Source organism: Micromonospora sp. BQ32 (assembly GCF_059358895.1).
Window position 1 is genome coordinate 293,894 of sequence record NZ_JCADBI010000005.1, and the last position, 12,275, is coordinate 306,168.

General features: G+C 72.4%; 11 protein-coding genes. 3 read left to right on the forward strand and 8 right to left on the reverse strand.

From position 1 onward, the window contains the following. The first annotated feature begins 12 nt into the window (after positions 1-12). Entirely contained in the window at positions 13-732 is a 720-nt protein-coding gene (locus AC5L30_RS13510; protein WP_494867535.1) for a hypothetical protein, read from the forward strand. A gap of 145 nt (positions 733-877) precedes the next feature. Here AC5L30_RS13510 and folE read toward each other — a convergent pair whose 3' ends face one another. From folE to AC5L30_RS13530, 4 genes are all read right to left on the reverse strand, one after another. Continuing rightward, positions 878-1,543, reverse strand: a complete 666-nt coding sequence (folE, locus tag AC5L30_RS13515) for a GTP cyclohydrolase I FolE (RefSeq protein WP_030328001.1) — start codon at positions 1,541-1,543, stop codon at positions 878-880. Positions 1,544-1,578: 35 nt separating this feature from the next. After that, on the reverse strand, positions 1,579-3,597 hold the full coding sequence (ftsH, locus tag AC5L30_RS13520) for an ATP-dependent zinc metalloprotease FtsH (protein WP_494867537.1): 2,019 nt from the start codon (positions 3,595-3,597) through the stop codon (positions 1,579-1,581). 530 nt (positions 3,598-4,127) lie between these two features. Further along, the gene (hpt, locus tag AC5L30_RS13525; RefSeq protein ID WP_030328005.1) at positions 4,128-4,703 is read right to left on the reverse strand and encodes a hypoxanthine phosphoribosyltransferase; all 576 of its coding nucleotides are present in this window, start codon (positions 4,701-4,703) and stop codon (positions 4,128-4,130) included. A gap of 100 nt (positions 4,704-4,803) precedes the next feature. Beyond that, a complete protein-coding gene (locus tag AC5L30_RS13530) occupies positions 4,804-4,992 on the reverse strand; it encodes a hypothetical protein (protein WP_357253067.1) in 189 nt (62 codons plus the stop codon). Positions 4,993-5,091: 99 nt separating this feature from the next. Between AC5L30_RS13530 and AC5L30_RS13535 the strand changes: the two genes are divergently transcribed. Next, positions 5,092-6,054 (forward strand): GlxA family transcriptional regulator, encoded by a 963-nt coding sequence (locus tag AC5L30_RS13535; protein WP_494867539.1) that lies wholly within the window; start codon positions 5,092-5,094, stop codon positions 6,052-6,054. Between the two features lie 110 nt (positions 6,055-6,164). Here the strand turns inward: AC5L30_RS13535 and tilS are convergent, their stop codons facing one another. The 3 genes from tilS to dacB all read right to left on the reverse strand — a co-directional run bounded on the left by tilS (position 6,165) and on the right by dacB (position 9,800). Beyond that, positions 6,165-7,157: a tRNA lysidine(34) synthetase TilS gene (tilS, locus tag AC5L30_RS13540; protein ID WP_494867540.1), complete on the reverse strand. Its 993-nt coding sequence runs from the start codon at positions 7,155-7,157 to the stop codon at positions 6,165-6,167. 10 nt (positions 7,158-7,167) lie between these two features. After that, positions 7,168-8,238, reverse strand: coding sequence for a zinc-dependent metalloprotease (locus AC5L30_RS13545; protein ID WP_494867541.1), 1,071 nt, complete (start codon positions 8,236-8,238; stop codon positions 7,168-7,170). Between the two features lie 92 nt (positions 8,239-8,330). Next, a complete protein-coding gene (gene dacB / locus AC5L30_RS13550; RefSeq protein WP_494867677.1) occupies positions 8,331-9,800 on the reverse strand; it encodes a D-alanyl-D-alanine carboxypeptidase/D-alanyl-D-alanine endopeptidase in 1,470 nt (489 codons plus the stop codon). Positions 9,801-10,333: 533 nt separating this feature from the next. On the opposite strand from dacB, the gene AC5L30_RS13555 reads away from it, so the two are divergent. After that, a complete protein-coding gene (locus AC5L30_RS13555) occupies positions 10,334-10,840 on the forward strand; it encodes an inorganic diphosphatase (protein WP_109816465.1) in 507 nt (168 codons plus the stop codon). Positions 10,841-10,871: 31 nt separating this feature from the next. Here AC5L30_RS13555 and eccD read toward each other — a convergent pair whose 3' ends face one another. Continuing rightward, positions 10,872-12,275 (reverse strand): type VII secretion integral membrane protein EccD, encoded by a 1,404-nt coding sequence (eccD, locus tag AC5L30_RS13560; RefSeq protein ID WP_494867542.1) that lies wholly within the window; start codon positions 12,273-12,275, stop codon positions 10,872-10,874.

Consider the following 12,275-nt stretch of genomic DNA (forward strand, 5'->3'; position numbering starts at 1 on the left):
GGGGGTGTCGAGGTGAATCCGGACGCGACGGTGACCGGGCCGGTGCGGCAGCGGGCCGGTGCGGCGACCGGTGACGTTATGCCGCCGGCGGTCCAGCCCAGCACGGCCTGGGCGGAGTACCTTGCGGCCGCCCGCCAGTTGGACGGGGTACGCCGTAGCGCGGCTGCCGCCGCCGGTGAGCAGGCCCGGTCGGCGGAGGCCGCTCGGGAGGAGTTGACGGTGGTCCGGACCGGGCTGGCGAGTCAGCAGGAACGGCTGCGCGAGTTGGGCGTACCGGCGATCTCCCTGGTGCCGTCGCCGCCGGAGCTGACCGAGGCGGCCCGGTCGATGGCGGGTGGCCCGGCGGCCGTGCTGGCGGCGCTGCGGACCGCGCGGGGTTGGGCCGAGTCGGCGGATGCGGCGCTGGCCGCGCGCCGCCGGATCCGGCCGGGGTCGTGGCCGGCGCGAGCGCGCAACCTCCTGGTGTACGGGCCGTTTGCGCTGCTGGTGCCACTGATCCAGGTCGCGGTTCTGGCGGCGACGGGGGCGGGGCCGGCCAGCGTGGCGGCGTTGATCTGCGGGCTGCCGATGCCGGCGGTCGCGCTCGTCGCCGGTTGGATCGGCATTGGGCGGTTGTTCCGGGTCAGCCCCACCGAGCGGCTGGACCGTACGGTGCGGTTTGGGGCGTTGGTGTGCCTGGTGCCAGCGGTGCTGGCCACGGCCGGTCTGCTGCTGGCCCTGCTCGCTGGCTGATCGGCCCGGCCGAAACGCGCCGGCCGGAACGGTTTGGCCGGAACCGCCGAGCCGGAACCGCCGAGCCGGAGCAACCCCGCGGGTGCGGTAACGCGACGGCCGGCCGTCCCGGAGGGGTGTCGGCCGGCCGTGGTGCGTCCGGGTGTCAGCGGGGGATGATCAGCGCCATCGCCTCGGCCCGCGACTTGGAGTCCGTCTGCAGTATCCCGCGAACGGCCGACGTGATGGTCTTGGCACCGGATTTCTGGATGCCACGCATCGCCATGCACATGTGCTCGCACTCGAGCACGACGACGACGCCGCGTGGTGCGAGCTTGCTCATCAGCAGGTCGGCGACCTGGGAGGTGAGCCGCTCCTGCACCTGCGGTCGACGGGCGAAGACCTCGACGAGTCGGGCCAGCTTGGACAGGCCGGTGATCCGCCCGTCGGGGCCGGGGATGTAGCCGATGTGCGCGCTGCCCCGGAAAGGCAGCAGGTGGTGCTCGCAGAGGCTCATCACGTCGATGTCCCGGACGATGACCAGCTCTTCGTGGTTGGCCTCGAAGGTGGTGCTGAGCACCTGGGCCGGGTCGACCCGCAGGCCGGCGAAGAGTTCGGCGTACGCGCGGGCGACCCGGGCCGGGGTCTGCTGGAGTCCGTCGCGGTCCGGGTCCTCGCCGACCGCGATCAGAATCTCGCGGACGGCCTTCTCGATCCGGCCGAGGTCGACCGCGTCCTCGACGGGGCGGCCGGTCAATTTGCCGCTGATCAGCCGCGCGGCCACGTAGTCCAGCTCGTCGTCGCCGTCGGGTTCGGTCGCGGAGACGGCCAGCTCCCGGTGTGGGGAGCTGGCCGTCGGGTCGTTGCTCAGTGCGTGCCGTCCGAGTTGTTGGACGGCGCCCCGCCACCGACCGACGCCTGCGCGCCGTCGGCCTGGGCCTGCGCCTTGAGCTTGTCCTTCTCCGCAGGGGTGAGCACGGGCGGCTCGGTGGACGGCTGACGCTTGCCGAAGCCGTTGTACGGCGCCAGCGGCGGGCGCTTGACCACCCGGGAGCAGATCCGCGCCATGTCGGCCGTGGAGAGGGTCTCCTTCTCCATCAGCTCGAGCACGATGTTGTCCAGGACGTCCCGGTATTCCACCAGGATCTCCCAGGCCTCGTCGTGCGCCAGCTCAACCAGTGCCCGCATCTCGCCGTCGATCTCGGCGGCCACCGAGTCCGAGTAGTCCCGCTCGTGGCCCATGTTTCGGCCGAGGAACGGCTCGTCCCCGCTGGTGCCGTACTTGATCGCGCCGAGCTTGGAGCTCATGCCGTACTGGGTGATCATCGCGCGGGCCAGTTGGGTGGCCTTCTCGATGTCGTTGCCGGCGCCGGTGGTCGGCTCGTGGAAGACCAGTTCCTCAGCGGCGCGACCACCCAGCGCGTACGCCAGGGTGTCGATCATTTCGGCGCGGGTCTGGGTGTACTTGTCTTCGGTCGGGAGCACCAGGGTGTGGCCCAGCGAGCGGCCACGGGACAGGATCGTCACCTTGTGCACCGGCGCGGCGTGCGGCAGCGCCCAGGCGACCAGAGCGTGACCACCCTCGTGGTACGCGGTGATCTTCTTTTCCTGGTCGCTCATCACCCGGGTCCGCCGCTGCGGACCGGCGACCACCCGGTCGATCGACTCTTCCAGCGAGTCGTTGGTGATCGCCCGTTGCTCCTTGCGAGCGGTGAGCAGGGCCGACTCGTTGATCACATTGGCGAGGTCGGCGCCGCTGAAGCCCGGCGTGCGACGGGCCACCGCGTCGAGGTCGACGTCGGGCGTGAACGGCTTGCCCTTGGCGTGCACCCGCAGGATGGCCTTGCGGCCCTCCATGTCGGGGGCGTCCACCGGGATCTGCCGGTCGAACCGGCCCGGGCGCAGCAGCGCCGGGTCGAGGATGTCCGGTCGGTTGGTGGCCGCGATCAGGATGACCCCGCCCTTGGTGTCGAAGCCGTCCATCTCGACGAGCAGCTGGTTGAGCGTCTGCTCCCGCTCGTCGTGGCCGCCGCCCATGCCGGCACCACGGTGCCGGCCGACGGCGTCGATCTCGTCGACGAAGACGATCGCCGGGGCGTTCGTCTTGGCCTGCTCGAACAGGTCACGGACCCGGCTGGCGCCGACGCCGACGAACATCTCCACGAAGTCGGAGCCGGAGATGGAGTAGAAGGGCACCCCGGCCTCGCCGGCGACCGCGCGGGCCAGCAGCGTCTTGCCGGTGCCGGGCGGGCCGAACAGCAACACGCCCTTCGGAATCTTGGCGCCCAGGGCCTGGTACTTGGCCGGGTTCTGCAGGAAGTCCTTGATTTCGTACAGCTCTTCGACGGCCTCCTCGGCACCCGCGACGTCCGCGAAGGTCGTCTTCGGAGTGTCCTTGGTGATCATCTTGGCCTTGGACTTGCCGAAGTTGAGCACCCGGGAGCCGCCGCCCTGCATCTGCGACATGAAGAACAGCAGCAGGAGGACGAGCAGCGCGATCGGCAGCAGGTTGACCAGCAGGCTCACCCAGATGCTGTCCGAGGAGACCTTGGCGTCGGCCGGGCCGGTGACCCGGTTGTTCGCCTTGGCGTCCAGCACCTCGTTCCAGATCTCGTCGCCGACCTGGTACGGGAACTGGGCCTCGATCTTGTTGGTCTCGGTCTTGCCGAACTTGGTCTTCTGGGCCAGGTCCAGCTGGAGCGTCTGCTCCTTGTCCTGGAAGACGACCTTGTTGATCTTGGCGGTGTGCAACTGATCGAGCGCAACGGAAGTGTCCACGCGGTGGTAGCTGGGACCACTGGTGAACAGCTGACTGAGCACAACGGCGCCGAGGATGACCAGGATGATCCAGACCACCGGTCGGCGGAAGAAACGCGTACGTTCCATACTGTTGTCGAGCGCCGGGGGCGCCCGCATCCTCCTGATCGACGTCCTGACCGTCTGATGGTGTCGCCGCGATGAGCGGCGGCCGGAGCCGCCGTGCGGGCCGGCCTCGACCCCGAGGCGCGAAAACTGCCGCGCCGCGGTCATTCGACGGTACACCGTGTACGCGAGGTGTGAGCTTGCGAGCCCCGCAGTCGTGCACCATCAAAAGACCTCGTACGCCAGCAACGAGCCTGCGAGCCTGCGCACTCGGCGCGCCTTCGACATCGACGGCACACACCGTGGGCAGGCCCACCAGCCCCGCAGCCAACGTACGGCGAGTCCGGGTGAAGCCGGCGTGGCGGGGAGTCCGGCTCGGCCACCCGAGCGCCCGGTCACGCGATCGAGGGGGTCGAGCACGGAGTAACCTCCGGGCCACCGGGTTACACGGTAACCGCATCAGCTGAGAGCGCGCTGAACGTCGGCTTGATGGATGCCGATGCGAGTCGGGCTCATGCCGCCAGGCGGGCTGCCCCGGCCGGTCGGGGCCGGCGTCAGGAGCGGGCGTAGACCTCGGGCTTGAGCACCCCGACGTAGGGCAGCTCGCGGTAGCGCTCACCGAAGTCGAGGCCGTAGCCGACCACGAACTCGGTGGGGATGTCGAAGCCGACGTACTTCACCGGGACCGGCACCTTCACCGCGTCCGGCTTGCGGAACAGGGCAACCACCTCGACGCTCGCCGCCGAGCGCGACTCGAGGTAGCGCAGCAGCCAGGAGAGCGTGAGCCCGGAGTCGACGATGTCCTCGACCACGACCACGTGTCGGCCGGCGATGTCCCGGTCCAGGTCCTTGAGGATGCGGACCACTCCGGACGAGGTGGTGCCCTGGCCGTAGGACGAGATGGCCATGAAGTCGAGCTCCGCCGGCGGGCCGTTACGGCCCAGCGCCCGGGCGAAGTCCGCCATGAACATCACCGCGCCCTTGAGTACGCACACCAGCAGCAGCCCGTCGCCCACGTGGGCGTAGTCGGCGGAGACCTGCTTGGCCAGTTCCGCCGTCTTCTCGCGGATCTGCGCCTCGGAGATGATCACGTGGTCGATGTCGGCGTCGTACCAGGAGCCGTCAGCCATGACTCCTAGCCTGCCGTACGTCGGATGGCCTCCGTCGGCGGGGCCGCACCTTTTGGCGCGGTCCCGCCAAGGATTTTCTGCACAAATAACGCTAATCACATCAGTTGGTGCGGGACCGCCAGCGGCGGCCGTCGTCGCTGGGCTTCCAGTCGGCCGAATCGTGGCTGTCGACGGTGAGGCCGGCCGCCGAGGCGGCGACGAGCAGGACGAGGAACAGGAGGAAGAGCAGGAACTCCATGGCGGCGCTCGCTTTCGCATGATTGCTGTCGGTTTCGCCGCCGGTGCGCACCGGACTGAGACCAGTCTGCGCCCACTCGAACCGACCGGACAGTGGCAGGAATGCCATTGGTCATCGATTTACTGCCACCTGTCGGGTTACCCTCGTCACATGCTGCGGTCCGTTGCCGTCCTCGCCCTCGACCAGGTCGCCCCCTTCGAGCTCGGCGTGCTCGCCGAGGTGTTCGGCACCGACCGGACAGCCGACGGCTTTCCCGCCTACCGCTTCCAGGTGTGCAGCCCGGACGGCGCTCCCGTCCGTACCTCCTCCGGCTTCCACCTCACCCCACACGCGGACCTCGGCCCGGTCGACGAGGCCGACCTGGTGGCCATTCCCGCGCACAGTCAGGGCACCACCGTCCCCGGCCCGGTGCTCGACGCGCTCCGCCGGGCCGACGCCCGCGGAGCGCACCTGTTCAGCGTCTGCTCCGGAGCCTTCCTGCTCGGCGAGGCCGGGCTGCTCGACGACCGCGAGTGCACGACCCACTGGCGGTACGTGGACGAGTTGCAACGCCGGTACCCGCGCGCGCAGGTGCGCTGCAACTCGCTCTACGTCCAGGACGGTCGGCTACTCACCAGCGCCGGCACGGCGGCCGGCATCGACGCGTGCCTGCACCTGATCCGCCAGGAGCACGGCTCGGCCACCGCGACCCGGCTGGCTCGACGGATGGTGGTCCCGCCACACCGCGACGGCGGCCAGTCCCAGTACGTCGAGGCACCCATCCCGAAGGCGCCCGAGGCGCCCACCCTCGAACCGGTGCTGGAGTGGCTGATGGGTCACCTGGACCGGACGATCAGCGTGGAGGAGTTGGCCGCCCGCGCCGGCATGGCGCCCCGCACGTTCGCCCGCCGGTTCCGCGCCGAGACCGGCACCACCCCGCATGACTGGCTCACCAACCAGCGGGTGCTGCTCGCCCGCCGGCTGCTGGAGGAGACCCCGTTGAGCGTGGAGGCGGTCGCCGACCAGTCCGGCTTCAGCGACGCGGCCGCGCTGCGCCACCACTTCAGCCGCCGGGTCGGCGCCACCCCGCACAGCTACCGGACCACCTTCCGGGATCGGGCGCACAGCGGCTGAGACCGGCCGGCCGAGCACCCACACGGCCCGTTGCTCTGCTTCACCCCAGGAAACACCCGACGGCCCGGGGTGTTGCGCGGGTTGAAGCAGCGCAAAGGAGGCTGGTCAGGTCAGGTGGGGCCCGCCGGGGCCAACCGGTCGGCCCGGCGGCGCACGCGGACACCGCCGGGCAGGTCGGCCGGACCCTGACCGCGCCAATCGGTGACCAGGGCGTCCAGAGCGGCGACGTGCCGATGGGACAGGGCGCCGGGCAGCGCGCCCAGCTCACGGGCCCAGGAGTGCAGCACCCGGCCGCGTACGGCGGGAACCAGGCCGAGCAGCGCCGGCACGGACAGCCCTCCATCGGGACACCGGGCCGCCGCCAGCGCCGTCCCCGCCAACTCGTCGAGCGCGGCGTTGTCGGCGGCCACCAGCCGGGCGGTACGCGCGAGGTTGTCCACCACGCCCGGTCCGAGCGCCCGCACCAGCGCCGGCAGCAGGTCGGCCCGCACCCTCGACCGGGCGTACGACGGGTCGGTGTTGTGCGGGTCCTGCCACGGGCTCAGCCCGAGCACCGCGCACGCGGCGCGCGTCTGCTCGCGGCCGATCTCCAACAGCGGGCGCAGCAGCGGCACCCCGCCCAGATCCCGCCGGGCCGGCATCCCGGCCAGCCCTCGTGGGCCGGCGCCCCGGGCCAGCGCCAGCAGCACCGTCTCCGCCTGGTCGTCGCGGGTGTGCCCGGTGAGCACCGCGACGGCGTCCTGCTGCCGGGCCACCTCGGTCAGCGCCTGGTAGCGGGCCTCGCGGGCGGCCGCCTCCGGGCCGCCGGGACGCCCGGCAACCTCCACCCGGACCACCGTCGCCGAACCGAACCCGATCTCACGCGCCCAGGCCGCCACCGCCTCCGCGCGCTGCGCGGAGCCGTCCTGCAAGCCGTGGTCGATGCTGACAAGCAGCGTGGCGCGGCCCAGCCGAGGTGCCACGAAGACGGTGGCCGCCGCGAGGGCGAGCGAGTCGGCGCCACCGGAGCAGGCGACCAGCACCGGACCGCCGGACGGCAGACCGGCCAGGGCGCGGCGGACCGCCACCCGGATCGCGGCCACCGGCGGAGCGAGCGCGGCCACCGGCGGGTGGTCAGCCAGCGGCCGGGATGGTGCCGGCCGGGCCGTGCACCCGGGCGACCCACGCGTCCGGGTCACCCAACTCCGACAGTCGAGGCAGGGTCAGCGGCGAGTTGAAGATCGAGTTGAAGCCCTCCATGCCGACGCGTTCCACCACGCCGTGCACGAACTTGCGCCCCTCGGCGTACTGGCGCATCTTGACGTCCACCCCGAGCAGCCGGCGGATCGCCTTCTCCAGCGGGTTGCCCGCCTCCCGGCGTCGGTTGAACGACGCCCGGATCCGCTCGACGCTCGGGATCACCTGCGGGCCGACGCCGTCCATCACGAACTCGGCGTGCCCCTCCAGCAGGGTCATCAACGCGGTGAGCCGGTCCAGTACGGCCCGCTGCGCCGGGGTCTGCACGATGTCCAGCACGCTGGTGCGGCTCTCCGAATCACGGACCGCCTCGGACAACGTGGCCACCCCGCGCCGCAACCGCTCGACCAGGTGCTCGCTCCCGCTGGACGAGGCGTCGACGAACGCCTGCACCTCGCCGAGGAAGTAGGCCCGCATCCACGGCACGGCCGTGAACTGGGTGCGGTGGGTGACCTCGTGCAGACACACCCAGAGCCGGAAATCCCGAGGGTCGGCGCCGAGCTTGCGCTCCACCTCGACGATGTTCGGTGCGACCAGCAGCAGCTGACCCGGGTCGGCCGAGAAGACCTCGTACTGGCCGAGCACCCGGCCGGAGAGGTACGCCAGCACCGTCCCGGCCTGTACCCCGGTCAGCCGGGACCCGATCGCCTCGGTCAACGCGCCCGGTTGCTTGTCGCCGGAGAGCCGACTCACCAGCGGAGTGATCACCTCGCGGAGCCCGGCGATGTTGGTCGCGGCCCAGTCACGGCGATCGACCACCCGGACCGGCGGATGCGACACCTGCGCCCGCAGCCCCGTGTAGTCGGCCACGTGCCCGGCCGCCTCGTCGGTCAGCCGGCGCAGGTCGCCGACCACGTCGGTGGCTTCGGCGTACGACACGCGGGGGCCAGACTTGCTCAACGCCCCCGCCGTGGCGGCGGCCAGATCCCAGTCCACGAACTGCGCCATGGACCCACCGTACCCGCGCCGCGACACCCCGGCCCGGGCTCGCGCCCTCGATCGACACCGATGGCGACCGCGTCACCCCGGTTCGGCGACGGTCAGCCGCAGCCGCAGCCGGCCAGCGCGGCGGCGATCCGGTCCAGCGCCGGCTGGGCGGTCTCCCGGTCACCCGGCACCTTGTCGGTGAGCACCGCGAAGGTCAACAGCCGGCCATCGGCGGTGGTGACCAGGCCCGCGATGGAGTGCACGCCGGTCAGGGTGCCGGTCTTGGCCCGGACGCTGCCCGCGCCCACGGCGGTGCCCGCGGTGTTGCGGTAGCGCTCGTTCAGCGTCCCGGACCAACCGCCCACCGGCAGGCCACCGAAGACGCCGGCCAACTCCGGATGGTCCGGACTGGCGGCCAACCGGATCAGATCGGTCAGCAGCGACGGGCTGATCCGGTTGAGACGGGACAGGCCGCTGCCGTCGGAGACGCTGATCTCGTCGGCGGGCAGGCCCAACTCCGCCACCTCGGCGTCCATGGCGGCGGCACCCCCGTCGAACGAGGCGGGCTGACCGCGGGCCAACGCGACCTGCCGGGCCAGCGCTTCGGCCACCAGGTTGTCGCTCTCGCTGATCATGACGTCGACCAGCCGGATAAGCGGCGGAGACTGCACCACGCCCAGCTCGGTACCCGGCGCCGGGCTGGCACCGGCCGCCGCCTGAGGCGGGGCCGTGCCACGCTTCACGGCGTCGGTCGGCACACCGAGCAACCGGGCGAACGCCTTGCCTGCGGCCAGGTCCGGCTCGGCGAACCGCGGGGCGGACCCGTGTTCGACGCCCGGGTCCGTACGCGCGCCGTCGGTCATCAACGCGGTCATCGCGCCGCCCGACCCGCCGGTCGGGATGTCGTCGTCCCAGCCAGGGCCGTAGACCGGGCCGGAGTAGACCGAGCCGTCGACGACGATGCTGGTCGGGGGTGTGCCGCCGAGCGCGGTACGCACCTGGGCCGCCAGGTCGTCGAGGCGCGCCGCCCCCGGGTAGTAGCCCTTCTTGTCGATCGCGAGGGTCGGGTCGCCGCCACCGACGATCACCACCTCGCCGGCCTTCGCGCCGGCCACCGCACGAGTGGGAATCCGGTAGCCGGGCCCCCGGGCCGCCAGCACGGTCACGGCGGTCGCCAGCTTGGTCACGGAGGCCGGAACGGTGCCGTCGTCCGCCCCCTTCACGAAGAGCGTCTGACCGGTGATCACGTCGGCGACCGAGACGTTGACCCGGTCACCCAGGGCGGCGACGCCGACCAGTGGATCGAGCACGGCCCGGACCCCGTCCGGGGTGGGCACCGGCGCGTTCGGATCCGGGCCGGCCAGCACGTCCGACGGGGCGGGTTCCGGGGTCACGCCGACCGCGTTCGGCCCGGAGCCGGCGTCGTCGCCCAGCCACCCGGCGACCGGGCCGGGACGGGTGATCACGACTCCGACGCTGGCGAGCACCAGCAGGAGCACGACGGCCAACACCACCGGCAGCCGCCTCCGGCGGCGCGGCGCGGCGGGTGCGGGTGCGGGTGCGGCGCCGGCGGGTGCCGGCAGCGCGGAGATCGGCGGGCCCAACGGGGGGACCTGCCCGGGGCCGGGGGCGGCCGGCCCAGGACCGAACGACGGGCTGACCGGCGCAGGGCTGACCGGGACCGTGGCACTGCCGTGCGGCGGGCCGCTCACCGGCCGCTCACCGCCGGCTACCGGGAAGTGACCGCTGTTCGGAGTGGGTGATGCCGACACGGCGAGCGGGCGCCAGGGCAGCGGTGGGGGCCGCTCGGGCACTGTCTCCGGTGCCGGGGTCGGTGGTTCGGGCGCCCGTGGGAGGTGCGCCTCCGGCACCGGGACCCGCCCCTTGGCACTGCCGGAGCCGGATCGTCCGGTACCGTGCGCGGAGCCCCCGTCCGGGCGGTAGTGTGAATCTTCCCTCCCCACGACCCCCTCCTCCCCCAGCGAAAATCGGCTTGGGTGACACTACTTCGGTCCGAAGACTATGCGGCGGCCGGAGTCGGCGGGTGGGCATTCACCTGTCCGGAGGGCCGCCATTGGTTCCGTTAGCCAGCGTGGGCAGACGAGGGAGCGTGCAGATGGATTTCGACGTGACGGTTGAGATCCCCAAAGGTCACCGGAACAAGTACGAGGTGGACCACAAGACCGGCCGGATCCGGTTGGACCGCACCCTCTTCACCTCCACCCAGTACCCGGCTGACTACGGGTTTATCGAGGGAACGCTCGGCGAGGACGGCGACCCGCTGGACGCGCTCGTGCTGGTCCCCGAACCGACCTTCCCGGGCTGCCTGATCCGCTGCCGCACCATCGGCATGTTCCGGATGACCGACGAGAAGGGCGGGGACGACAAGGTCCTCTGCGTGCCCTACGAGGACCCCCGCCAGGAGCACCTGCGCGACATCCACCACCTGGGCGAGTTCGACCGCCTGGAGATCCAGCACTTCTTCGAGGTGTACAAGGACCTGGAGCCCGGCAAGTCGGTGGAGGGCGCGACCTGGGTCGGCCGCACCGAGGCCGAGGCCGAGATCCACGCCTCCTACCAGCGGGCCAGGGACGCCGAAGCGCGCGGCGAGTCCGCCCACTGACGATCACTGACGCACCGGGCCCGAGGGTCGCTCAACCGAGCAACCCTCGGGCCCGGTCGTACAGGTCGAGCACCGCGCAGGCGATCGGCACCACGGCGACCACCAGGGCCGTGTCGGTGAGGTCAGCGATTCTCCCGAGGTACGGCGAGACCGGCCGACGGGCGTACCCGGTGCCGCTGGCGACGGCCACCAGGGCCAGCAGCGCCCCGCCGAGGACCAGCACCAACCGCCCGGTCCCGTCGGCCCGACCGACCAGCACCGCACCCAGCACGGCGTAGCCGGCCAAACCGGCGAGCACCGTCGGCACCCGGTGTCGCAGCGCCACGAACAGCCGCGACCGCAGCAGCAGCACCGCCGAGGTGACCGCCACCAGCAACCGACCCGCCGTGCCGCCGGCGACCACGAGCACGACCGCTGCCGCCGCCGCCAGCAGCGCGTGGCCGATCAGCATCCCGGTGAGCATCTCCTCGGTGCGGATCACCGCGGCGTGCACGCGACCCCGGTCCGGCAGATCCCGGGCCCGCTCCGGCTCCTCGGCGGGGGTCGAGGCCGGCAGGGTGACCGGCGGCAGGGGCAGCTTGCCCAGCCGGATGGCCAGCAGCGGGATCACGCCGATGGCGAAGACCAGTGCGCTGAGCAGCACCGCCGCCGTACCGGCCGTGGTCATCACCAGCCCACCGAGCGCGGCCCCCGCGCCGACCAGGCCGACCGTGACACCGGCCACGAAGACCCGCAGCCGGCTGGCCACCCCGAGTAGGCCGATCAACGCCACCAGCAGCAGCGCGACCGAGCCGGCCAGCAGTTCGGGAGCGCCCACCCAGCGGGCCGGCCCGACCGGCCCGACCGGATCACCGGAGCCGACGGCCAGGGCGCCGGCGGTGAACGCGTAGGGCAGCGCGTAGCCGCCGAGCGTCGCCCCGGCGGCGCCGTCGCCGTTGGCGCGGGAGGCCACCGTGCCGGCCACGGTGAGTACCAGCGCCACCGCGACCGCCGCCAGCCAACCGGCCCGGTGCGTCGGGCCACCGGCGAGCAGGGCGAGCAGTCCGACCGCGAGTGGTACGGCGGCACCGGCCAGACCGGCTGCCCGGGTGGCGGTGGGCGACCAGGCGCCGCCGCGGCGGCGAGCACCGTCGGCGATCGCCTCGATGACGTCGTCGTACTCCAACTCGGGCCAGTGCGCGCGGGCCGGCACCAGGTGCAGCACCTCACCGTCGCGGACCCCCTGCGGCAGCAGCGCCTGTGCCGTCACCAGCAACGCCCCGTCGGTGCGGCGGAGCACCCAACCGCCGTGCTGCTCGCCGTCGTCGGCCAGCCCGACACCGGCGTGCCGGAGCACGTCGGGCAGCAGCTCAGCCAGGGGCACCTGCTCCGGCAGGGCGACGTCCACCCGTCGTTGCGGCGCGCTGATGGTGACGCGTGCCAGCCCGGTTGTCAT

Coding starts and splice junctions, on each gene's coding strand:
- ftsH (WP_494867537.1), bottom strand. CDS start 3,597: ATGGAACGTACGCGTTTCTTCCGCCGACCGGTGGTCTGGATCATCCTG.
- hpt (WP_030328005.1), bottom strand. CDS start 4,703: ATGGCTGACGGCTCCTGGTACGACGCCGACATCGACCACGTGATCATC.
- AC5L30_RS13535 (WP_494867539.1), top strand. CDS start 5,092: ATGCTGCGGTCCGTTGCCGTCCTCGCCCTCGACCAGGTCGCCCCCTTC.
- AC5L30_RS13545 (WP_494867541.1), bottom strand. CDS start 8,238: ATGGCGCAGTTCGTGGACTGGGATCTGGCCGCCGCCACGGCGGGGGCG.
- AC5L30_RS13555 (WP_109816465.1), top strand. CDS start 10,334: ATGGATTTCGACGTGACGGTTGAGATCCCCAAAGGTCACCGGAACAAG.
- eccD (WP_494867542.1), bottom strand. CDS start 12,275: ATGACAACCGGGCTGGCACGCGTCACCATCAGCGCGCCGCAACGACGG.